This is a genomic window from Actinomyces oris, from assembly GCF_001937665.1.
Taxonomy (GTDB): Bacteria; Actinomycetota; Actinomycetes; order Actinomycetales; family Actinomycetaceae; genus Actinomyces; species Actinomyces stomatis.
Genome location: NZ_MSKL01000025.1, coordinates 79619 through 103784 on the forward strand (window position 1 = coordinate 79619; position 24166 = coordinate 103784).

Genomic DNA, 24166 nt, shown 5'->3' on the forward strand with positions numbered 1-24166 from the left:
GTGCACAAGTCGTCGACACGTCCTTTTGTGTGATATGTCATGTGACTGGTTTCCGGAAGCGACGCCCCAAGTCTCTGGGCGTAGCACCCTCATCCCCGTTCTCTCCACAAGAAAGATGGTCTCCCGTGAGCAGCAGTGAGCCCGTTCGCCCGCACCGCCCTCAACACCTCCCCGCCCGAGTCCGACGAGCCTTGCCAGCACTCCCACTCCTGTGCACCCTGACACTCAGCGCCTGCGGCATGAGTGGCACAACATCCTCCGAAGCCGCATCCGCCCCATCCGCTCAGGAGACACCCTCGGCCTCACACTCAGCAGCCGCCTCTCCATCCGGGGGCGGGCCGAAGCCGTCCGCAGCACAGACGCAGACCGCATCGGGATCCTCATCTCCGTCGACGCAGGCCACTGACGGCCCCAGTCCCACACCGGCGAACACCGCCCCCGACCGCAGCACGCTCCTCAATGCCTCGCTGCCCCTGCCCTCAACCTGCACAGCCGGCGGCCCCGTTTCCTTCTCCGGCGGACAGGCCTCTTTGAGCTTCGGAGGATTCGCCAGGATCGAGGACCCCTCGGCCACCTACATCCTCGACGGCACTCCCACCACCGCCGTGGCACTGACCTGCAACGGCGGCGGATCGGCAGCCTTCCCCTCCCTGGCGTTCTACGACGACGAACTGAGTCTCGTCGCCTCCTACGACCTGTCGAGGATCGGTGGCGCAGAATCCCACGAGCCGGTTATCACGTCACTGGAACCCCGGGGCGACATCCTGCACGTGGAGTGGAGCAACGAGAAGCTCCCCACCGATACCACCGGAACGCACACCGGCTCAGGCACGGGCAGCGCCGACCTGAGCTGGAACGGGACGTCGTTCGACAAATCGAACACCACGGTCCACGACGCCCAGGGAAACCAGGTGGGCTAGAAAACCAGGACGGATCAGGGCCTGCCGAACAGGGCGCGGGCCTCTGCGGCCAGGACCACGGAGCCGACGATCAGGACTCCCGAGGCGGTCAACGGGGTGTCGTGCCCCTCGGACAGGGCGACGGCCTGAGCCACGCCCTCGCCGAGCTGCCGGCTCACGACGACACGGTCGGCGCCGTAGACCTCCCGGGCGACCTCGCCCAGGTCGTCGACGTCCATGGCCCGGGGCGAGTCGATGGGGACGCATACGACGGCATCGGTCACGGGCTCCAGGCCCGCCAGGATGCCCTCGGCATCCTTGTCCGCCATGACGCCCAGGACTGCAACGAGGTGCTGGAAGCCGAAGGCCTCCTCGATGGCCCCGGTGAGGGCCTCGATGCCGTGGGGGTTGTGTCCGGCATCGACCAGGACCGTGGGCGAGGAGCGCAGGACCTCCAGGCGGCCGGGACTGGTGACCGAGGCGAAACCATCCTCAACGATGCGGGCGGGCACCTGGCGGCCGCCGTGGATCGCCTCGGCGGCCGCCAGGGCCAGCAGGGCGTTGCGGGCCTGGTACTCCCCGTGCAGGGGGACGAAGACGTCCTCGTAGACGGCTGCGGCGGTGGCCAGCGTGACGAGCTGACCACCGACGGCGAGCTGGCGGTCGAGGACCCGCAGGACACCGGCCTCCGGCGAGGTGGGATCCTCCTCCGGATCGCACTCGCGGCGCACAACGGCCCGGTGCAAGGCTGCGGCCTGCTCGATCTCGGCAGCGGCGTCGGGGACCTGATGGGCGACGATGACGGTGGAGCCGTCCTTGATGATGCCGGCCTTCTCGTGAGCGATCTCGGTGATCGAGGAGCCCAGCCAACGCTCATGGTCGCGCCCGATGGGGGTAATGACGGCGACGTCGGAGCCGATGACGTTCGTGGCGTCCCATCGCCCGCCCAGGCCCACCTCGATGACGGCCACGTCGACGGGATAGTCGGCGAAGGCGGCCAGAGCCATGACGGCCAGGACCTCGAAGAATGACAGGCGAGGCCCACCGGCGGCCTGGGAGCGCTCGTCGACCATGGCGACGTAAGGGGCCACGTCCTCCCAGGCGGCGATGAACCCTTCCTCACTGATCGGTTCACCGTCGAGGCTGATGCGCTCACGGATGGTGGCCAGATGCGGGGAGGTGAAGTGACCGGTGCGCATGCCGCCGGAGGCCAGAAGGCGCTCGGTCATACGGGCGGTGGAGGTCTTGCCGTTGGTGCCGGTGATGTGAACGGTACGATAGGTGCGCTCGGGGTTGCCCAGGAGATCAAGGACGGCCTCGACCCGTTCCAGGGAGGGCTGGACCTGGTGCTCGGGAGCGCGCGCGAGAATCTCGGCCTCGACCTCGCGCATACGGGCAGAGACCTCGACGCCGCGGGCAGCGGCCTCCAGGTCTCGCAAGTGCTCGTCCTCGGAGTCGTCGGGAAGCTGGGGCTCCCAAGAGTCCCAGTCATCGGAGTCGTCGGCGTCGGCCTCGGCAAGGAGCTCCTCGAGGCGGTCGGCGTCACCGCCGGGGATCATGTTGGCGGCGACGAGCTCACGCAGAGCCTCAAGGTCCTCACGGTCCTGAGCCTCGGCGTCGGCCTCCTGCTGAGCACCGACCTCCTGAAGATCGGAGACGGAGACGCTCAGCCCCTCGGCCGGATCTGGGGCGCCCGCGGCCTCCAGGTAGGGCAGGAGATCAGGGTCGACACCGGTCTCACCGAAGACGGCGTCGACGACCTCCTCCCCCGTGGCACCCTCGGGGATGCCGAAGGCGGCGCCGGGACTGATCTGCTTGGAGTCGTCGTCTGCGGGCACTGTGCCATCCTTTACTCGACGTGGCGGGCTGGACAGAGGCTCTCTCACGTGCTCCCGCCCCGCCCTAATCTAGCCGAGGCTCCAGGGCGGACCGCACCACTCCCCTGGACTCCCGCCGGCCGACGTCCGACGGGATGACCGCTTGTCCAGCGCGCGTTGCGGCAGCGCAGGCTCCACACCTCTGGACACCCCCTGGACTCTCGCGATCCGAACGACCACGGAGTCGCCTGCCTCATTGACGCGTGAAGCCACGAACACAGACGCGCGCCTCCGTCACGATGAATGACAGGAAAATCATCTGAGCACAATCTCTCACAGCAGGACCCGGACATGCGCACAACAATTTCTCCTTAAATCTCTCTGAGCAGCCAACACGACTTATCACCCCCAACAATGCGAATACCATGATCGTTGGATAAAAACTCGATGAATACATCCTAATTCTCGGTGAAATGTTTGAGGAATTCACCAGGGAACCTTATGGATATAGGGGTAGACACACCCCCCACATGCCCGTCTAGGCTTTCTCCATGCGTTTGTCAGTGATTGGTTGCGGATATCTCGGCGCTGTTCACGCTGCGTCAATGGCGGAGCTTGGACATGATGTAGTGGGCGTGGACGTCGACGCTCGCAAGGTAAATCTTCTGAGCGACGGCAGGGCCCCGTTCTTCGAGCCCGAGCTGGAAGGTCTTCTGGCTCGTAACGTGGAGGCCGGGCGCCTGACCTTCACCCAGGACTTCTCCGCCATTGAGGGCGCTCAGGTTCATTTCATCGGCGTGGGTACCCCACAGTCCGAGTCGGGGGCGGCGGACATGACCTACGTCGACGCAGCCGTGACCTCCATGCTCCCCCACCTGGGGCACTGCACCAGTGGCCCCGAGGTTGTCGCCGGCAAGTCCACGGTGCCCGTTGGCACCGCATCACGTCTGGCCCGGCTGATCGAGCCGGCCGGGGCGCTGCTGCTGTGGAATCCGGAGTTCCTGCGGGAGGGCTTCGCCGTTCAGGACACGCTGCGCCCGGATCGTATGGTCTACGGCCTGCCGGAGAATCCCGGTGCCGCTGCCAGCGCCCAGGAGACGATGGACGCGGTCTACGCACAGATCCTGGCCGCCGGCACTCCGCGCCTGGTCATGGACTACGCCACTGCCGAGCTGGTCAAGATCAGTGCGAACGCCTTCCTGGCCACGAAGATCTCCTTCATCAACGCCATGTCCCAGGTCTGCGACGCCGCGGGTGCCAACGTGACGGCTCTCGCCGAGGCGATCGGTATGGACGACCGTATCGGCCGCCGTTTCCTGCGGGCCGGTATCGGCTTCGGTGGGGGCTGCCTGCCCAAGGACATCCGCGCCTTCCAGGCCCGTGCCGGCGAGCTCGGCGTCGGCGACGCCCTGGCCTTCCTCGCAGAGGTTGATCGGGTCAACGACACCATGCGCGCAGGCGTCATCCGCACAGTTAAGGAGATCCTCGGTGAGCGCACGTCCGCAGCCACGGTGACGGTACTCGGGGCCGCCTTCAAACCGGACAGCGACGACATGCGCAACTCCCCCGCCCTGGATCTCGCCGTGGAGCTGTCGGGCATGGTCGAGCGAGTCGTCGTGCATGACCCGGCCGCCGGCCCGATCCTCGCCGAGAGGACGAACCGTCCTTACGAGGTCGCCGCCTCCGCCCAGTCCGCCCTGGGGGGAACCGACCTTGTCATCATCGGCACGGAGTGGCGCGAGTACCAGGATCTCGACCCCGCCCAGGCGGCCGGCCTGGTGCGTACCCGCTACGTCATTGATGGACGCAACTGCCTGGACGCGCAGGCCTGGAAGGCGGCCGGATGGAGCTACCGGGGTATCGGACGGCGGTGAGCAGGGTGGGGCGGCGCGAAGTCAGCGCCGCCCCACCCTGCAGGTTAGAGGTCCGGCCACCGCTCGAGCACTGCTGGTGAGAACCGTCATGTCGCTGGTCGCCAGGAGCGCCAGGCAGGCCCAGACTGCGGCGCTCAGCCATGAGCCGCCGTCGTAGGACGTGCCCACGGCCATGATGCTGAGCAGTGCGAGCTGGTAGGTGAGGCGAGGCCGGTCCATGGGCAGGTCGATGCGGTGCCTGAGATCTCGGGCCCGCACCACCAGGACGAGGGCGTAGGCCACCGCTCCGGCCAGGCCGGCGCCCCACGGGCCCATGAAGGGCACAAGAGCCACACCGAGGATCACGTTGACCACTGCTCCCAGTGCGGTGGAGGCCATGAGCATGCGACTGTTCATGAGAGCCTGGTAGAAGGTGCCGAAGAAGATGGTCATCACCCCGAAGGTCGCTGCCAGCATGAGCAGGGGGACGTAGCGCCACCCCTCGGCGAACTCGGCCTGGAGCATCACCCTGGAGATCGGCCGGTTCAGGGCGATGACCAGGCCCGCGGCCGTCAGAGTGGCCAGGGAGTAGCCCCGTAGAACGGAGCCGAAGAAGGCGCCGCGGTCGGGTGAGTTGATCTCTCGGGCGGTGGAGTACTGCCAGGCCTGCTGGAACACGGAGGCCACGATGTTGATGAGTGAGGGCATTTTGCTCGCTGCGGTGAAGAGCCCAGCGGATGCCAGGCCGCTGCCCCACAGGACCACGTACCGGCCTGAGACGCTCACCAGCCACCACGACAGCAGATTAGGCACGAGCGGCAGGCTGTAGACGAGCATCCGGCGCAGCAGTTCACGATCGACCCGGAATGGAGCCAGGAACCGGTACTCGGCCGACCCCAGGAAGGCGGTAATGCCACCCACCAGGTAGCCGATGGAGTAGGACCACAGGTAGCCCTCGATGCCCGCGTGTGCGTGGACCAGGAGCACGTAGGTGGCCACGACCATGGCGAGCGCATTGATGAGCCCGTAGACCACGAAGCGGCGCACATGGCCCAGCCCTCGGGCGAGCTGGGTGGTGGCCTTGAAGACGCACACCGAGCAGAACAGGGCGAAGAAAGCCGCCGCGTGCTCCATGTCCCACAAGGCACTGCCCAGGGCACAGAGCGCCCCGGTACACACGATGCCGCCGCCCAGGACCACCAGGGAGCCGGCGAAGAGCTCGTCCTTGGGAACGTCGTCGTCAATGGAGAAACGGTAGAGGGCCTCGACCACACCCAAGGAGAGCAGCGGCAGCACGATCTCGATCGCACTGTTGAGCAGCTCGGCCGTTCCGTACTCACCAGCCGTCAAGGCGGTCGTGTACAGGGGCATGAGCACCAGAGAGACCGCCTTGACCGCCAGACCCCCCAGAGCGAAGACCAGGGTGTTGCCCAGCAGGAGCCTCATGCGCCCCTTATGGCTTGCCGACACCGAACTGGGCCTTCCACTTCTCGATGAGGTCGAAGTCCAGGCCGTGGATCCTGGTGGGCCAGGAGGACTCGACCAGGTCGGCCAGATCGGTCTCGATGGAGTCGCGCTCCACCAGCGGCAGGGAGTAGTCCTTCGCCATCTCCCTCGCGCGGTAGTCGATGGCCACGATGATGGCGCGTCGTTTGCGCTGCAGGGCGAAAATGCCCCCGTGCAGGCGGTTCCCCACGTAGTCGACGCCTCGGTCGAGCACCTCCCGGAATCCCGCCAGGCTCGGCGTGACGATTTCGACGTCGTCGGCCACTCCCAGCGACTGCAGGTAGCTCAGGTCGTCGATGGACTGGGGCCAGAAGTGCAATCGCGAGTAGCTCCTGCGCAGCACGTCGACCATCGCCCGGTCCTTGCGCGGGTTCGGGTGGTAGGAGGTGAGAGTGAAGACCACCTCGTCGCCCTTGGCGTGGGGAATGGTCTCGCAGTGCTCGGAGGTCAGTCCCCACAGGGTGGGGCAGCCGGTGTTCCAGGCCCGTAGCCCCACCCGCTCCAGGAGATGCTTGGTGCGCTCGTCCCGCACCGAGTGCACGACCTTGTGGGACAGCACCTTGCGGTAGAGGGCCCGTGTGTAGAGGTTGACCGATGAGGAGTTGGCCCCCGCACCCACGCCCAGGCACACCGTTCCTGTGGCCATCCCGCAGTTGAGGTAGTTGATGTTCCACGTCGGCAGGGGCCGCAGCATATTCGTGTACAGGGCGTTGGTGCCGCACAGGAGCTTGATGTCAGCTCCTTTGAAGATGCTGAGCCGACGCTTGGACAGAAGATACTGTGCAGGCGTGTACATCGGGGTATGGGTGGCCAGGCGCATGACATAGTTCGAGGAGAACAGTTCGCGCCAGTTCATCTCAATGGATCGCCCAATGATCTCATCCCCCATATTGAGAGAACCAACGGATGTATCCAAAAGAAGAATACGCTTCATAATCTTCCCTTCTTGCATTGGCAAGATGCTTCAATTCGACCAGCCAGGTCGGCTCGACAAGGATACGTTGTATCCAAAGATTGGCTCTCTCACAGACATCACGGAAAGACAACAGGGATCACCGCACTGTACAGTTAAGACAAAACACACCGGTGGACACAAAAGCAATTTCACAAGCGGGGCACTACATCGTTTCTTATCCCACAGAGTCGTTCCACCGTTCACATTCTGCGCGGGGATTCCCTGTCAGAGCCGGCGCAGCAGTCGCCCATTCCGACGTCCCAGGGACTCCGTCACAGCTCGAGCGCTGCTGGTGAGAACCGTCATGTCACTGGTTGCCAGCAGCCCCAGGCAGGTCCAGACCATGGCAGTCAGCCATAAGCCGCCGTCGAAGGACATGCACGCAGTGATACCGATGAGCAGCGCGAGCTGGTAGGTGAGGCGAGGGCGGTCTATGGGCAGGTTGATGCGGCGCCCAAGATCACATGCTCGCACCACCAGGACGAGCATGTAAGCCACCGCTCCGGACAGACCTGCGCCCCACGGCCCCATGAACGGGACGAGAGCCACACCGAGGATCACGTTGACCACCGCCCCCAGCGCGGTGGAGGCCATGAGAACACCGCTGTTCTTCAAGGCCTGGTAGAAGCTCTCGAAGAAGATGCTGATGACCCCGAAGGAGGCGACCAGCATGAGCAGGGGGACGTAGCGCCACCCCTCGGCGAACTCGGCCTGGAGCATCACCCTGGAGATCGGCCGGTTCAGGGCGATGACCAGCCCGGCGACCGACAGGGTCGCCAGCGAGTATCCCCTCATCACGATGCCGAAGAAGGCTCCACGGTCAGGAGAGCTGATCTCTCGGGCAGTCGAGTACTGCCATGCCTGCTGGAACACGGAGGCCACGATGTTGACCAGCGCAGGCATCTTGCTCGCCGCCGTGAAGAGCCCAGCAGCCGCGACTCCGCTGCCCCACAGGACCACGTACCGGCCTGAAACGCTCACCAACCACCACGACAGCAGATTAGGCACGAGCGGCAGACTGTAGACGAGCATCCGGCGCAGCAGTTCACGATCGACCCGGAAGGGCACCAGCAGCCGGTACTCGGCCGACCCCAGGAAGGCGGCAATGCCACCCACCAGGTAGCCGATGGTGAAGGACCACAGGTAGCCCTTCACACCCAAGTGTGCGTGGACCAGGAGCACGTAGGTGGCCACGACCATGGCGAGCGCATTGATGAGCCCGTAGACCACGAAACGGCGCACATGGCCCAACCCACGGGCCAGTTGAGTCGTGGCCTTGAAGACGCACACCGAGCAGAACAGGACGAAGAAGGACACAGCGTGCTTGACGTCCCACACAGCGCCGGCCAGGGAGCACAGCACCCCAGCGCACACGACACCCCCGCCCAGGACCACCAGGGAGCCGGCGAAGAGCTCCTCCTTGGGAACGTCGTCATCAATGGAGAAACGGTAGAGGGCCTCGACCACGCCCGCCGACAGCAACGGCAGCACGATCTCGATCGCACTGTTGAGCAGCTCAGCCGTTCCGTACTCACCAGCCGTCAAGGCGGTCGTGTACAACGGCATGAGAACCAGGGAGACCGCCTTGACCGCCAGACCCCCCAGGGCAAAGACCAGGGTGTTACCCAGCAAGAATGCGATGCGGTCCTTATAGTTCGCCGACACCGAACTGCACCTTCCACGTCGGGCTGGAGTCGCACCTCTCCCGCTGGCAGCCACCGCTCAGATCGCTGACATCGGTTCTACACGAACTCGCAGAATGGACAGATTCCATCACGGGATCCCTTTCTCAAAGACGGTTCGGTAGGGAAAGAGGTGGTACCACTCAGGGCGGTACAGGAAGAAGATCGTGGAGGCCGCGAAGGCGATGATCACCAGCAGGGCGCCGATGTAGGAGCGCTCAGGTCTCCGCCCCCGCACCGTGATGTTCACCAGGCCGACGACGAAGGGCATCGTCAGGTACATCTCGAGACGATCAACGAGGTTGAAGCCCAGCGACACCGTCACCATGGCGATGTCGGCAACGGCGAGTGCCAGGAGACTGCGGGTACGCCCGGAGGGGTCTTCCTCCACGGCGGCCGCCCAGCCGCAGGTGGCCGCCAGAAGCATGAGAAGGATGCGCACCACGATCAGCAGAACGGTGGCCGAGCGCACCCCGCCGTCGGCGTAGTCGGTGTTGAGATAGTGACCGTAGTAGGCGGAGGACGCCGCAAGGGAGTTCATCACCCAGCTCAGCGACAGCATGCTGGCCCCAATGAGGGTGCCCCATTTGAACCAGTCCCCGAAGGTGCTCAGCCGCATGGCGGAGACGAGGTAGACGATGAGTAGGAGCAGGGCGCTGACATGGAACTGGGAGGCGAGCACGATGAGCAGGACGTAGCGCAACAGCTTGCGTTCCATGAGCGCGGGAACGGCCAACAGGAAGATCGCCACCGCAACACTCTGTCGAGCGAAGAGCATGAAGTCGTAGAAGGCGGACATGCCGAAGGCGAGGAGGACCGCCAGGGAGTAGCTGGCGGCGTATCGCTTGATGAACAGGACCGCTGAGCCGTAGACGAACACCGAGATGATGAGCAGCAGGACGTTGAAGTCGTCCGTGATGCGGCTGACCAGGTAGTTGAGCAGGACGTAGCCGTACTCGAAGCGGCTGACGGTGAAGGCCTCCTGGAGGGAGGTCGTCGCCTTGATCGCCTCGAAGACGCGGTGGTACTCGATCGTGTCATTGCCGACGCTGACGGCTCGCAAGGAGGAGAAGGCCACGAAGGCCACGAAGGCCACGACCAGGATGGCCGGGGAGCCTCGCCGGTCAGCACGGCCTCTCAGCCCCAGGAGGGCCGCTGGCAGAAGAAAGGTGGCGAATAGCGCGTAGTGGATCCACATGCTCCGGCATCACCATTCCGCCAGCGCACGATAACGGTGCGCCAGCCGGTCGGCTTCATGAGTGATGTCGAAGCCCGCGGTGCGCGCGGCCGCCTCACCCTCCGCCCTGCGCCGCGGGTCTCGCCCGTGGTCGAGGGCCTCGTTGACACGCTGTGCCCACTGAGCCGCCGGCGTATCCAGTGGCAGGAAGGAGACCTCCCCGATCGCGACCTCCTCGGTCACCTCGTCGGAGCACACCAGTGGGAGCCCCGCGCACTGCGCCTCGACCCCCACCATCGGCAGCCCCTCGTAGAGAGAGGGAAGGAGGAACATGTCCATGGCCTGGTAAAGATCAGGAACGTCCTTGCGGTCCCCCAGGAACAGGACGCGGTCGCTCAGACCGCGCTCGGCCACCACTGCCTCGATGCCCGGTCGCAGCGGGCCGTCGCCAATGAGCATGAGGCGGGCCTCGGGTCGCACACGGAGCAGCTCGGTGCACACGTCGATGAGGAACCGGTGGTTCTTCTGCTCATTGAACCGCCCCACATGGCCGACGACGGGCGCGTCCCCCAGCCCCAGCCCGGCGCGCACCTGGGCACGGACCGCCTCACGGAAGCGGTAGGTGGTCACGTCGATCGCGTTGGGGACCACCTCGAAGCGACCCGAGCCGAAGAGGAAGTCACCGGCCGCCCGTGAGCAGGCCAGGCGGGCATCGGAGTAGGCCCCGATATTGCGGCAGACGAGCCAGTTGCGCAGGCTGCGCAACCGGGAGTCGGAGTACGCCGTCGCGTGTGAGTGGACGGCGAAGGCACGCACCCCGCGGCGATGGGCCACCGGGTAGAGGAAGCGCGACAGGATGGGGTCGTGCAGGTGCGCCACGGGGTACTGCCCCGCGTGCTGCTCCAGCAGCTGCCCCAGGGATGACCGGATGCGACCGATGCGGTTCCCGGCATCGATGACGTAGCAGCGCCCACCCAGTGACTCGATCTCCTCACGGTGGGTCTCGTCGGGTGTGGCATAGCAGAAGAAGTCGAACACCACCTGCGAGCGGTCCATGTGCCTGAGGTAGTTCATGAGCACGCTCATGACTCCGGAACGCCGCGAGATCGATGAGTTGATCTGCAGGACTCTCAGGGGCCCGCCCCCGGAGTCCTGCGGGGTCACAGACTGTTCCTGACTCATTGCCGGCCTCCCTCCGTCGGCCCCGGGCCGGTCCGGGGAACTGGTCGTCCTGTTAACGCTCGCCCTCATTTCACCTTGAGGGTCTTGATGAGGACCCACACGCCGATGTGGAAGACGGAGCGGGGGACGCTGAGATGCTCGATGTCGCGGTAGAGCGTCCAGTGGTACTTGACCAGGCTCCGCTTGTTGGCCGACACCGATCCCGAGCGGAGCCGGTACCTCATGAGCACGACCGGCATTCCCCAGATGTAGGGCTCGGTGCGGAGCATGCGCAGCCACAGCGCGTCGTCGTTGCGCTTCCTGATGTTGGGCACCTCGAACTTCCCCAGGCGCGCCACGTCGTACATGACGGTGGAGTTGCCCACCGGGCAGTCCAGGAGCAGGCGGTTGTAGCTGGTCCTGGCCGGGCTGCGCACGATCTTCCCGGTGGGAACGCCCTGCTCGTCGATCTGGGCGTAGGCGGTGCAGGACATGGCGACGCCGCGCGAGGTCATGAAGTCGATCTGGCGCCTGAGCTTGTCGGGGTGCCACAGATCGTCGGAGTCCAGGAAGGCCATGTAGCGCCCCTGCGCCAGCTCCATCGCCCGGTTGCGGGCCATGGCGGCACCGCTGTTGGTCTCCAGCCGCACGTACCGGATCCGGGGGTCGGCCTCGGCCAGCGCCCCGACCACATCGGCGGTGTCGTCGGTGGAGCAGTCGTCGACGACGAGCAGCTCCCAGCGGGGGTGGGTCTGGCCCTGGACGGTGGCGATGGTCTCGGCGATGAAGGCGCCACAGTTGTATGTCGGCATGATGACGGAGACCAGATCGGCATCCGGTTCGCGATCGTGCTTGGCACCTGCTGTCATGCTTGCTCCTTAGGTGTCGTCGTTGCGCGTCTCATGTGGCGACCGCCAACACGGTCCGGAGCGCGATCGACAGATCTCGCCCAATGCTGAAGTTCTGGACGTCGCGCAGGTTGAGGCGCATCTTGGCCGGCAGGACCTGGGTGAGGTAGGCGTCCTGGTCCGGCGGGGCGGCCGCCAGGATCTCGGCCTCATCCTTGAACTCGATGGAGGCCGTGGAGGTGACCCCGGCCGGCAGCAGCAAGGTGGCCCGCATCTGCGGGGTGTACTGGTTGACATACTCGGGCACCTCCGGCCTGGTCCCCACGAAGCTCATCGTGCCGCGCAGGATGTCGATGAGCTGGCTGATCTCGTCGAGCCGGTACCGGCGCAGCACCGCACCGACCTTCGTGACCCGGGGGTCGTTCCCCCGGGTGATCTGGTCCCCCGGGTCGGCCGGCCGGTGTGTCATGGTGCGGAACTTGACGATCCGGAACTCGCGCCCGAACTGGGTGACCCGCCGTTGGCGGAAGAACACCGGTCCGGGCGAGTCCAGCTTGATGAGGGCCGCCAGGATGATGAAGAGCCACCCGAGCAGCACCATCAGGACCGTCGCTCCGACGACGTCGAGCAGGCGCTTGAGCCGCAGCTGGAGTCCGCGCCGGGACAGTGCCTCGTAGTAGGGGCGAACCTCATCGGTCCTCAGGGCGGCCGGCAGGTCCTCCCAGGGCGGCATCCTCATGATCGCCCCATCGCCGCGAGCGCCTCGAGCGCGCAGCTGATGACGTAGTCGACCTGCTCGTCGGTCAATGAGGTGTGCAGAGGCAGGCTCACCTCATTGGCGTAGAGGGTGTGGGCCCGTGGGAAGTCCTCGATGCTGAAGCCGAGGTTACGGTAGGCGCTCAGCAGTGGCAGCGGCTTGTAGTGGACGTTGCAGGCCACGTCTGCGCGCGCCATGCGCTCGATGAACTCGTTGCGCTCATCCTCCCCCAGACCCGGCAGGTTCGCCAGGTAGAGGTGCCCGGAGGAGACGCTCCCGTCCTCGTAGTGCCGCAGCGACGTCACGCCCGCCGGCGCCAGGGCCTGGTCGTAACGGGTGATGATCTGGCGCCGACGCTCGAGCATCGAGTCGTAGCGGGTCATCTGGGCCAGGCCGATCGCGGCGCACACGTCGGTCATGTTGCACTTGTAGGCAGGACTGACGACGTCGTACTCCCAGGCCCCCAGGCGGGTCTTGGACAGGGCGTCCTTGCTCTGCCCGTGCAGGGACAGCAGCATGTACTGGCGGTAGAGCTCCTCGTCCAGGCCCAGCTCCGGCCTCCACGTGACGGCGCCGCCCTCCGCGGTGGTCAGGTTCTTCACGGCGTGGAAGCTGAAGGTGGTGAAGTCGGCGGCGCTGCCCGAGGGCGTGCCGTCGCGCCGGGCGCCGAAACTGTGGGCGCCATCGGCGACGAGGGCGACGCGTCCCAGCGCCTCCTGGACGGCCCCGGCCGGGGTGAAGAGGTGGCTGCGGCTGTCGACGACCGCGCGCAGGGCCGGGTAGTCGCACATGCGTCCGCCGATGTCGACCGGGATGACGGCCTTGGTCCGCGGGGTGATGGCGGACTCCAGGACACTGGGGTCCAGCCCGTAACCGCCGTCGGCCTCACCGGCGTCGACGAGAACCGGGGTGGCGCCCACGTGCACGACCGGGGAGGCCGACGCCGTGTAGGTGTAGGCGGGGACGATGACCTCGTCCCCTGGGCCGATGCCGAGGACTCGAAGGGTCAGCTCCAAGGAGGCGGTCGCGGAGTTCAGGCAGGCGGCCCGGGTGGTTCCACAGCGCTGCGCCACCTGCTTCTCCAGGGTCTTGGTGCGCGGCCCCGTGGTGATCCAGCCCGATCGCAGGGCATCCACCACTTCCTGGCACTCGGCATCGGTGATGTCCGGGGGTGAGAAATCGACACGCATCAGCCAGCTTTCCTCATTGTCGACGACGTACTCGTACTGTTTTCAAGACGTGGGTGGTAGGTGGGCACCGCACGAGCCAGCTCCCGTTTGATCTGCTCGCTTCCCTCGGACAGGCAGGCCATGAGCCGAGCGATCTTGTCCTCCACCTCCAGCCTGGTGGGCGGCGGTGCCGTGGAGACGAGGATCGATGTGTTCTCCGTGGGACGCAGTTCCTCGTCATGCATCTGCAGCTCCTCATAGAGCTTCTCGCCCGGGCGCAGCCCGGTGAAGGCCACCTCGATGTCACGCCCCACTCGCAGGCCCGAGAGCTTGATGAGGTTGACGGCCAGGTCGTAGATCCGCACGGGCTGCCCCATCTCCAGGATGAAGATCTCTCCGGCCTGAGCCATTGACCCGGCGGTGATGACCAGCTGGGCCGCCTCGGGGATCGTCATGAAGTAACGGGTGATGTCCGGGTGGGTGACAGTCAGCGGCCCACCTGATCTGAGCTGGCGTCTGAACAGCGGGATGACCGAGCCGTGGCTGCCGAGCACGTTGCCGAAGCGCACGGCGGCGAAGACAGTGGTGCGACTCGTCTGCGCCAGGGCCTGGATCTCCAGCTCGCACAGTCGCTTGGTCGCCCCCATCACGTTGGTGGGGTTGACCGCCTTGTCGGTGGAGACCAGGATGCAGTGGCTGCAGCCGAGTTCCTCCGCCAGACGGCAGACGATCCAGGTGCCCAGCACGTTGTTCTCCACGGCCTCGCGGGCGTTGTCCTCCATGAGCGGCACGTGCTTGTGCGCCGCCGCGTGGAACACGACCTTGGGCCGGTACCGCTCGAAGCAGTCGCGGACGATGCGCTCATTGGTCACCGAGCCGATGACGACCGAGAGCATCACCCCCAGCTCGGTGGCCTTGGGCTGCATCTCGTGGAGCAGCTCGTAGGCCGTGTTCTCGTAGACGTCGAAGATGACGATCTGCCGCGGTCGGGCCTCGATGAGCTGGCGGACCAGCTCAGAGCCGATGGAGCCGCCGCCGCCAGTGACCAGGACGACCTGGCCGCGCACGTACCCCATCCCCGTGGAGTCGAAGGCGACCTCGTCACGGGTGAGCAGCTCGGAGATCTCGACTTCCCGCAGCGCGATCCGTCCGTCATCCTGCTGGGCCAGGTCCCGTACGTTCGGGAGGGTGAGGATTCTCAGGCCCGTCGTCAGACAGATGGACAGGATGCGCTGACGCTCGGAGGCCAGGGCTGAGGGGCAGGCCAGGACGATCTGCTCGGCCTGGCACTCCTGGGCGATGCGGGGGATGTCGTCACACGAGCCGAGGACCTTGACGCCGTGGACGTGGCGACCGTGCTTGGTGACGTCGTCGTCGACAAGGGCCACCGGTTCTCCGCACATGTCCTCGTCCCCCAGGTGCATGCGCTTAATGGTCAACGAGCCTGTCTGCCCGGCTCCGACGATGAGGGTGCGGGGGCGGGTGCCTCGCTCACCTGCTCGAGCGCTGCGCTGGGCTCGGCTGTGCCACAGCGCCCGGACGGCGAGGCGAGTTCCCGCGGTCATGATGACGAGCAGCGCCCAGGCCATGACGTAGGAACGCACCGACAGCCCACCATCGAAGGCCAGGGAGAAGAGGAGATCACCGCAGACCGAGCCGACGACGGTCGCGTAGAGAATCCTCAGCGCCTCCGCCATCGAGGCGTAGCGCCACAGACTGTTGTACATCTTGAAGGTGGCGAAGACTCCCACGTTGACGATCCCGAGCACGCCGATGGCCAGGAGGCCGCCGGTCGCGCCTGTGGCGGTCGCCCACTTCGTGGTCCCCCACGCCGCGCAGAACAGAGCCACATAGGTGGCCAGGAAATCGACGACCATCAGAGCGAGGGGCTCGAGCCGGCACAGGGAGGAGCCCGTCCTCAGCGCGCTGCAGTCCGACGGCTTCATGGGGGCGGAGCCCGGTGCCCTGGAACCGCCGGCGGTGCCTCCCCCCTGTTCTTCGAGGGATCGTGCGGGTAGCGGCACGCCAGGTTGGCGCGCCTCGGCCCTGCGCTCATCACGGCTTGCGACGCCGTGGGAGTTCTGACGTGCTTCAGGCATGAGTCGTCACGCTCCGCTGACCCAGCTGACAAGCAAGAGACACACCGCCTGAGAGTGAGGGACTCCGATCAAGCGTGTGACGCCGGTGGGAGCGACAGATTTCAAATGTCATCAGGGTTTCAATCTGCGGATGGGCGAACAGGTTTCACTGATTCGCGGGACGGACTTGGGGATGCAGCTCCTACTGTTGAACAGGAGGAAATGGTGCGGAAAACGGCAGACGGAACCTCATGGCACCATCAAGATCAACTTCCGTTTTTAATGATCAGCATCAATCTAACACCGAACACCACCGATTGGAATATTTCTGAGGAGATTTCTCCTCGATCATCGTTTATCAACAGATCCGGGTTGGCGCGGTCAGACAAAACCACAGGCAACTCTTACCTGAATACTTGAAGTGACAAGCTCAGTTTCGACCGGAACCGAAGGTGTGCACCACTGACAGATATCAGATCTCCCGCAAGGTAACATTTAAATAAACTCCTTGACGGTGCGACCTATTCTTCTGCACACGAGTTCCGCACTCGGGGAAGGAGAAGGCTAGACGGTTGCTCTCTCTGCATGAGTGGCACCGACCTGAATGCCCTGCCCCCCACGCCCGACATCGGACACATTGGTGAGCACCACTCCGAGCATGTGCCCTCCGCCCTGCCCCACAGCCAGGGCCGCCTCGCGGAGCCCTTCCGCAGTGGTGCGCCCGGCTCGCGCTACAAGAAGGACGCCGCCGGCACATGCGGCCAGCACCACGGCATCGGTGAAGCGGCAGACCGGAGGAGCATCGATGACTACGATGCGGTCCGAGGCCAGATGTTGCAGGAGGTCACTCATGTTGCGGCCGCCGAGCAGCTCGGAGGGATTCTCGGGCATCTCACCAGCAGGCAGGAGCTCCAGGCCCGCCACCTCCCCTTCAACCAGGACCTGACTGAGGCGCGCCGAACCCGCCAGCACCTCTGCGAGTCCTGGACCGCCCTGAGCTCCGACAGTGCTTGGCGAACGCAGGTCCCCTCCGACCAGAACGACTCGATGGCCGGATAGGGCCAGGACCCGCGCCAGGCCGGCAGCCGTCTCCGAGGCCCCCTCCTGCGGGCCGGCCGAGGTGACGACCACAACCTGCCGAGCCCCGTGAGACAAGGCGTGAAGCAGATTGGTACGGGTGGCACGCAGCCGCTCCTCGACCTCCGCCCGCACACCTCGCCCCAGCCGCAGGGACGAGGGATCCTTCGGCAGAACGCCGAGCACCGGCGCCGTCAAAGCCTCGCGCACGTCCTCAGGCCCCTTGAGGCTCTTGTCGAGCAGCTCCTGGACAAGAATCCACACATAGCCCAGGACCAGCCCGGCCAGCAGCCCCACCGCCACACAGGTGACCAAGGCGGGGGACCGAGTGGCGCTCGCCAGCTCGGCGGAGGACAGCAGAGAGATCCGTACTGGGGAGTCGGCGCCCTCCAGCTCCTCCACCTCTGCTGCGGCCTGTCGGATGACCTCATCGGCCAAGATCTGAGCCTGGCGGGCGGAGGACGCCTTGACGGATACCTGCACCGACACGGTCTCGGGTGTCCTCGCCGCGTACACCGAGGAGGCCAACTCCTCGGGGGTGACGTCGAGCTTGAGAGAGTCCACTACTCGCTGGGCGACAGCCTCCGAGGTGAAGACCGGGACAACGGCGTCAGCCTTCATGCCGGCGAGCTGCGCCGCGTTGTAGTGGGACTGCGTGTTCTCCGCCGGATCTCCTCCCACCTCTACATGCAGGTACGCCTGAGCGTTCGCCGTGTAGGAGCTCGGCGACACGAAAGCGAACACTATTGAGAAAAGTACGCAGATCATAACCGCCAGAGCGAGAGATCCAAGGCGTCGACGAGTCAGTTGAAGAAGGTCCTCGAGCGTCATCCGCATATCACCTGCCATTATTCAGGACTGATAGGGCGCGGCACTCACTAACATGAAGTAACAGCCATGAAACCCCATGAAGGAGTGCCGGAATTAATGAGACAGACAGTAACACGCGGGAGCCCCGGCAAGGCAAGCGACCAGAAGTTTTAATGAGAAAGCCCTCATGTACATCGAGGAAATTGAAGGGTCCCACCCACCGGATTCGACAATCTTCGTAGAAGACCTACAGAAGCCATTCCTCGCGTTTTAAACCATCACAGTATGACACCTTTGAACGACTTCTTCTCAGGCAGGATGATGCGATCTCCGAAAATACGATCGTAGCGAGGGGGAGCAAAGTCGGACAGTCCATCGGCGTCGGTGAAGGTGATCTCGCCGAAGTAGACGCGCCCCCTCACCTCGTAGAAGTCGACGCGCGCGCAGGCGAATCCCTTCCCGAGCCTGCTGGCCAGCAGGAGCATGGTCTCCAGGCCGCTCGGCGGGGGGACGTCTGGGGAACGGACGGCTTCACAGGTGTACTCGAAGGGCGCTCGGGTCCAGTCCGGGAGGTAGGTTCCGCGCATCGCGCGACCCGCACGCCTGTCCACGGTGAAGATGAACTGGACGACGCCGTCGAACACCATGAACTTGTAGTCCCGCAGCCCTCCCGTACCGTCACGCAGAAAGGGCTCGCACACGATGCGCGGCTCACAGTACTCGTAGTGCAGCTCGAAGCCGCCCTTCATCGCCTGACGCAGGCCGAGCCACTTCTTGAGTCGCCGACGAGCCCAGGCTCGATCAAGAGCGCTCTTGTCCGGCACGAGGATGTTCCATCCCGAGCCGTGCGTGGCCTTGAGGACGAAGCTGTTGGGGAGGGAGGCGAAGTCGATCTCGTCGGGCGAGTCCCACACACCCAGCAGGGGGACGAGGTACTCCTCCCCCACCGTGTCGGCAACCCACTCGCGCACCAGGTACTTGTCCGCCAGACGCCCTTTGAGCGGGGTGGAGTCATAGAGCTTGAGCCAGTGGATCTTCTCAGTCATGGTGCGCGGCGCCTCCAGGTGGCAGGGGCGGCACTTGAACAGCCAGTACCAGTGCTTGAGGGCGGAGCGGTACTGGGGAGGCGAGAGACGACAGTTACGGCGGTAGATCGCCCGCTTCAGCCAGCCCTGAGCCGGCAGGGGGAGAATGGACTCCGCAGTGCCCCTGATACTCATCGTCCGCACCTCTCAAAACCAAGGCGGCCAGCGAGCTCGCCCCCAGGGAGGAAGCCGCGCACAACGCTTCCCCTGCCGTCACCGTGGCGGCAGGGGGCGTACTTGCCGGGAGATGGGAGAGGCGACCCGCGGGAAGGGGAGGCGCCGCTGCTCAGCCAAGCCCTGGTGACCGAGCGACGGATTTATTCTGCCTTATCCCTCAGGTAATCGGAAAGTTAATCGACCAGCGTGTCGGATCAGCGATCCCTCGTCTCGGAGACCTTCTCGACCGTGGCGGTCGGCTCCTGGGCGACCGGGTCCGCCACGACGGAGGCGTCCACGCAGCCGACCTCCCGCTTGATGAGGTCCAGATGGGCACCGGTCCAGGCGCCCTTGTCCTCCGGGACCCTCAGCTCCATGCGGATCCGGTCCCCCACGTGCAGGCCTGCGGCCTTGCGCTCATCCTGAACCAGACGCACCAGGTCACGGGCCCAGCCCTCGGCCTCCAGGGCGTCGTCGAGGGCGGTGTCCAGGACGACGAAGGCCCCCGAGGGCAGCATGGTGGCGGCCAGGGAGTCGTCATCGACCTCGATGCGGGTGGTCAGGGTGAAGGCGGAGTCCTCCGCCTCCAGGACCACCGGGGTGCCATCGAGCAGGACGTCGTCGAAGCGCACGTCACCGTCCTCGGTGAGCACCCACTCCCCTGCCTTGACGGCGGCGAAGAGCTTGGAGGTGAGCTTGCGGACCTCGGGGCTGAAGGCGCGTGGGTTGAGGGCCAGGTCCGTGCGGACCTCGTAGCCGGCGGACTCGGCGTCCAGGACCCGCACCTCCTTGACGTTGACCTCCTCGGCCACGAGCTCGCGGAAGGGGGCCATCCCGGCCGGGTCGGCCGTGGCGACGGTCAGGCTGCGAAGCGGCTGGCGCACGCGCAGCTTCTCGGCCTTGCGCAGGCTCAGGGCGGCTGAGACCGCCGCGCGGGCCTCATCCATGGCCGTGACGAGCTCGGGGTTGGCGACGTGGTCGGGCAGCACGGGCCAGTCGGTCAGGTGCACGGAGCGCCCACCGGTCAGGCCCCGCCAGATCTCCTCGCTCACCAGCGGCGCCAGCGGCGCCATGACCTCGGTGAGCACGCGCAGCACGGTGGCCAGGGTGTCGAAGGCAGCCGTCTCACCGTCGGTGAAGCGCTGGCGCGAGGTGCGCAGGTACCAGTTGGTGAGCACGTCGAGGAAGTCACGGATCGTGGCGCAGGCCCCGGTGATGTCGTAGCCGTCCATCTGGGCGGCCACCGTCTCGGCCAGGTCCTTGGTGCGGGCCAGGACGTAGCGGTCCATGACGTGCAGGCCGCCGTGCTTGGCGAACAGGCTCGCGTCGTCGAGGTCGACGCCGTCGGTGACGTAGCCGGACTCCCCCACCTGACCCGCGTAGAGGGCGAAGAAGTACCAGGTGTTCCACAGCGGCAGCACCACCTGGCGCACGGTGTCGCGGATGGCCTTGTCGGTCACCACGAGGTTGCCTCCGCGCATGACCGGCGCCGAGAGCAGGAACCAGCGCATGGCGTCGGCACCGTCGCGATCGAAGACCATGGAGACGTCCGGGTAGTTGCGCAGCGACTTGCTCATCTTCGCCCCGTCGTTACCCAGGAGGATGCCGTGGGAGACGCAGGAGGTGAAGGCGGGTCGGTCGAACAGCGCGGTGGCCAGGACGTGGAGGGTGTAGAACCAGCCGCGGGTCTGACCGATGTACTCCACGATGAAGTCGCCCGGGTAGTGGGACTCGAACCACTCGACGTTCTCGAAGGGGTAGTGCACCTGGGCGAAGGGCATCGAGCCGGACTCGAACCAGCAGTCCAGGACGTCGGGGATGCGGCGCATCATGGACTTGCCCGTGGGGTCATCGGGGTTGGGCCGCACGAGGGTGTCGATGAAGGGGCGGTGCAGGTCGGTGACCTTCACGCCGAAGTCGCGCTCGAGATCGGCGTAGGAGCCGTAGACGTCGGTGCGCGGGTAGTCGGGGTTGTCGCTGACCCACACCGGGATGGGGGCGCCCCAGAAGCGGTTGCGGGAGATCGACCAGTCGCGCGCGTTCGCCAGCCACTTGCCGAAGATGCCGTCCTTGATGTGACCGGGGTACCAGTCGATGTCCTGGTTGAGCTCGACCATGCGGTCGCGGATCGCCGAGACGCGCACGAACCATGAGGAGACGGCCTTGTAGATGAGCGGCTTGCGGCAGCGCCAGCAGTGCGGGTAGGAGTGCACGTAGGAGGCCTGGCGCACCAGGACGGCGCGCTGGTTCTCGTCGCGGCGGGCCAGCGGGCCGGTGCCGTCGCGCAGGTCGGCGACGATGGGCTTGTTGGCCTCGAAGACCTGCAGCCCGGCGTAGTCGCTCACCTCCTCGGTCAGGCAGCCGCCGTCATCAACGGGGACGACCGTCTCGATGCCGGCCTCGGTGCAGGCGATCATGTCGTCCTCACCGAAGGCCGAGGCCATGTGCACCAGGCCGGTTCCGTCGGAGGTGGTGACGAAGTCGGCGGCGATGATCGTCCAGGCCTTCGGCCCGGGCGCGGCGCCCTCGGCCCGGTGGGCGGCGTCGTCGAAGTAGTCGAAGATCGGGTGGTAGCGCCGCCCCACCAGGTCGGCCCCGGTGCAGGTGGACACGACCTGCGGCTCCTCGCCGAGCTCGCGGGCGTAGGCGCCCAGCAGGTCCTTCGCGATGACGACGTCCTGGCCGGCCACCGGCGAGTCGAGGCCCTCATCGACGTGGACGGTCACGTACTCGACGTCGGGGCCCACGGCGATGGCCAGGTTGGAGGGCAGGGTCCAGGGCGTGGTGGTCCAGATGAGGACCAGCTCGGGGCGCTCGGCACCCTGGCGCAGGGGCTCCTCCAGGCGCAGGCCCACCGTGACCGTGTTGTCCTGCCGGTCCTGGTAGACATCGTCATCCATCTTGAGCTCGTGGTTGCTCAAGGGGGTGCGGTCGTGCCAGCAGTAGGGCAGGACGCGGTAGCCCTGGTAGGCCAGCCCCTTGTCCCACAGCTGCTTGAAGGCCCACAGCACCGACTCCATGTAGTCGGGGTCGAGGGTCTTGTAGTCGTTGTCGAAGTCGACCCAGCGGGCCTGGCGGGTGACGTAGTCCTCCCACTCCTTGGTGTAGCGCAGGACGGAGCTGCGGCACTCCTCGTTGAACTTCTCGATGCCGATGCCGCCGGGGCGGGTGATCTCGGTGACGTCGTCGATACCGAGCAGGCGCTGGGCCTCGAGCTCGGCGGGCAGACCGTGGGTGTCCCAGCCGAAGCGACGCTCGACGCGCTTGCCCCGCTGGGTCTGGTAGCGCCCGACGGCGTCCTTGACGTATCCGGTCAGCAGGTGGCCGTAGTGGGGCAGACCGTTGGCGAAGGGCGGGCCGTCGTAGAAGACGAACTCGTCGCAGGGCTCGCCGCGGTTGTCGATGGAGGCCTGGAAGGTGCCGTCGGCCTTCCAGTAGGCCAGGACGTCCTCCTCAATGGCGGGGAAGGAGGGCGAGGGGTCGATCTGCTCCCCCGTGCGGTGCAGGGGGTAGAAGGCGGCGCCGGTCGGCTCGCTGCCGCCGGCGGTGGTGCTGTCAGCCATCTTCTCAGCCATCGCGGTGTGCTCTCGTCTCACTCGTTCCTGCCGCCTCGGGCGGGTGCCCGGGGCCTGACGAGGACGACGTCGGCTCCCGGCCGGGCCTGGTGCCCGGCTGGTGCCGCACCGCGGTACCACCTCGCTTGCCGTGCTGCGCGCCCCGACCGGGACGGTCTGCACGACCGCTTCGTTTCCAGCTGTGACGGGCTGTCCCGTCCGGTTCTACTGAGGGCCGACGGCGCTGGTGCGCCGAGGTCCGGTTCTTCCGGAGGCTCGCCGGTGATGGCCGGGTCGGTGCCTTTGCTCCGGGGAGTGTAGTGGGCGGCATGCATCCGGGGCCAGTTCGCACCCCGCCTCGGCGACGTCGTCCTCCCCACACCCGGCGGTGGAATAGCGACCGGGTGTCCACCTGTCTCAGAGCCGGCGACCGTGACCGAATCTGCACACACCGACAAGAACTTCAAAGACGACACGAATACGCGTCGCCTTTGAAGAAAAGGTCGATCTGTGGGCGGCGCAGTGCCGGCGCCGGCTCGGATCCGCTCGGTCTAGCCGGCTGCGTTGAGCTCTTCGACAGCCTCCTCCGGGAGGCTGAAACGGGTGGCCTCGACCGCGTCAGTGAGCTGAGCGACGCTGCTGACGCCCACGATCGGGGTGATGGACGGGTGCTGGGCGTTGAGGAGGGCCAGGACGACCTGGCTCGGCTTCATGGCCAGGCTGTCCGACCACCTGCGCAGCGCCGTCAGCCGGTTGTCAGTCCCTGGATGCCTGTAGGCCTCGGGCAGCGGGCGCTCCGGGTGCTCGTAGGCGCCGGTGAGCAGCGGCGTGTAGGCCCACAGGTCCAGACCGCAGCGCTCGGCGAGGTCCTTGCTCTCGATCGTCATCATCCCGTGGGGATGGTCCTCACCCTCAACCGGGGTATCCGGCCTCGGGTGGAGATACGACTCCCGCAGCTGCAGGGCGCTGAATCCGGACGCACCCCGCTGCTGGGCGTGCACGTTGGCTGCGGCGGCGTACCAGGCCGGGTGGTTGGACAGCCCGATCCGTGCGGTCAGCCCTTGGTCAACCAGGTCACCGAAGGTCTCGGCGACATCGGCGACCAGCTGCTCCCGATCCTCCATATGAGCCCAGTACATGTCGATGCGCTCCGTCTGCAGGCGCTGCAGGCTGTCCCGGATGGCTCGGTTGACAGTGTCCCTACCAAGGCCCTCCACGACGTCTGGGAAACCGTGGGGGCGGGTCGGCTCCGCACCGACCTTGGTGCTGATCCTCACCTGGTCGCGCACGCCTCGATCAGCGAGCCACTGGCCGATGACGGTCTCGCTCTGGCCACCGAGGCCGGTCTCGGATCCCCAGAAGGCGTAGCAGTTCGCGGTGTCGATCCACTGGCCGCCCAGATCCAGGTAGGCGTCGAGGATCTCTCGGGACTGGGTGGCGGACAGGCGGGTTCCAAAGTGCATGGTGCCCAGCGCCATGCGGGGGTGTGCGTCAGTCATTGGGGCCCTCTCCTCCGTGTCATCAGGGTGAGCGGTGCGAGATGTGCCAGAGACCGTAACCGATTCTGCACACACCGACAAGA

The 24166-nt window shown here is 66.0% G+C and carries 16 protein-coding genes; 2 read left to right on the top strand and 14 right to left on the bottom strand.

Annotation, left to right across the window (positions count from 1 at the left end):
• The first annotated feature begins 239 nt into the window (after positions 1-239).
• Positions 240-920, top strand: coding sequence for a hypothetical protein (locus tag BKH28_RS13430; protein WP_143224130.1), 681 nt, complete (start codon positions 240-242; stop codon positions 918-920).
• 14 nt (positions 921-934) lie between these two features.
• Here the strand turns inward: BKH28_RS13430 and BKH28_RS09785 are convergent, their stop codons facing one another.
• Positions 935-2737, bottom strand: coding sequence for a bifunctional folylpolyglutamate synthase/dihydrofolate synthase (locus BKH28_RS09785; protein WP_075418625.1), 1803 nt, complete (start codon positions 2735-2737; stop codon positions 935-937).
• Between the two features lie 530 nt (positions 2738-3267).
• Here BKH28_RS09785 and BKH28_RS09790 point away from each other — a divergent pair.
• Positions 3268-4590 carry a UDP-glucose dehydrogenase family protein gene (locus BKH28_RS09790; RefSeq protein WP_075418626.1) on the top strand — a complete coding sequence of 441 codons (1323 nt, stop codon included), beginning with the start codon at positions 3268-3270 and terminating at the stop codon, positions 4588-4590.
• Between the two features lie 21 nt (positions 4591-4611).
• Here BKH28_RS09790 and BKH28_RS09795 read toward each other — a convergent pair whose 3' ends face one another.
• The 13 genes from BKH28_RS09795 to BKH28_RS09860 form a co-directional block, all read right to left on the bottom strand.
• Positions 4612-6015 (bottom strand): lipopolysaccharide biosynthesis protein, encoded by a 1404-nt coding sequence (locus BKH28_RS09795; protein WP_075418627.1) that lies wholly within the window; start codon positions 6013-6015, stop codon positions 4612-4614.
• A 7-nt stretch (positions 6016-6022) separates the two neighbouring features.
• Positions 6023-7027, bottom strand: a complete 1005-nt coding sequence (locus BKH28_RS09800) for a polysaccharide pyruvyl transferase family protein (protein WP_256695696.1) — start codon at positions 7025-7027, stop codon at positions 6023-6025.
• Between the two features lie 228 nt (positions 7028-7255).
• Positions 7256-8695: a lipopolysaccharide biosynthesis protein gene (locus tag BKH28_RS09805; protein WP_075418629.1), complete on the bottom strand. Its 1440-nt coding sequence runs from the start codon at positions 8693-8695 to the stop codon at positions 7256-7258.
• Between the two features lie 108 nt (positions 8696-8803).
• A complete protein-coding gene (locus BKH28_RS09810; protein ID WP_075418630.1) occupies positions 8804-9910 on the bottom strand; it encodes an EpsG family protein in 1107 nt (368 codons plus the stop codon).
• Between the two features lie 9 nt (positions 9911-9919).
• A complete protein-coding gene (locus tag BKH28_RS09815) occupies positions 9920-11071 on the bottom strand; it encodes a glycosyltransferase family 1 protein (RefSeq protein WP_075418631.1) in 1152 nt (383 codons plus the stop codon).
• Between the two features lie 65 nt (positions 11072-11136).
• Positions 11137-11919: a glycosyltransferase family 2 protein gene (locus tag BKH28_RS09820; protein WP_075418632.1), complete on the bottom strand. Its 783-nt coding sequence runs from the start codon at positions 11917-11919 to the stop codon at positions 11137-11139.
• 31 nt (positions 11920-11950) lie between these two features.
• On the bottom strand, positions 11951-12637 hold the full coding sequence (locus BKH28_RS09825; RefSeq protein ID WP_075418633.1) for a sugar transferase: 687 nt from the start codon (positions 12635-12637) through the stop codon (positions 11951-11953).
• The gene (locus tag BKH28_RS09830; protein ID WP_075418634.1) at positions 12634-13845 is read right to left on the bottom strand and encodes a DegT/DnrJ/EryC1/StrS family aminotransferase; all 1212 of its coding nucleotides are present in this window, start codon (positions 13843-13845) and stop codon (positions 12634-12636) included. The genes BKH28_RS09825 and BKH28_RS09830 overlap by 4 nt, the downstream gene beginning before the upstream one ends.
• Positions 13845-15701 (bottom strand): polysaccharide biosynthesis protein, encoded by a 1857-nt coding sequence (locus tag BKH28_RS09835; RefSeq protein WP_075418733.1) that lies wholly within the window; start codon positions 15699-15701, stop codon positions 13845-13847. The genes BKH28_RS09830 and BKH28_RS09835 overlap by 1 nt, the downstream gene beginning before the upstream one ends.
• A 765-nt stretch (positions 15702-16466) precedes the next feature.
• Positions 16467-17660 (bottom strand): polysaccharide biosynthesis tyrosine autokinase, encoded by a 1194-nt coding sequence (locus BKH28_RS09840; protein WP_256695704.1) that lies wholly within the window; start codon positions 17658-17660, stop codon positions 16467-16469.
• A 407-nt stretch (positions 17661-18067) separates the two neighbouring features.
• Entirely contained in the window at positions 18068-19009 is a 942-nt protein-coding gene (locus BKH28_RS09845; protein WP_075418636.1) for an ATP-grasp fold amidoligase family protein, read from the bottom strand.
• A 236-nt stretch (positions 19010-19245) separates the two neighbouring features.
• The gene (gene ileS, locus BKH28_RS09850) at positions 19246-22605 is read right to left on the bottom strand and encodes an isoleucine--tRNA ligase (protein WP_075418637.1); all 3360 of its coding nucleotides are present in this window, start codon (positions 22603-22605) and stop codon (positions 19246-19248) included.
• A gap of 530 nt (positions 22606-23135) precedes the next feature.
• On the bottom strand, positions 23136-24083 hold the full coding sequence (locus BKH28_RS09860) for an aldo/keto reductase (protein WP_075418639.1): 948 nt from the start codon (positions 24081-24083) through the stop codon (positions 23136-23138).
• Positions 24084-24166: the final 83 nt, after the last annotated feature.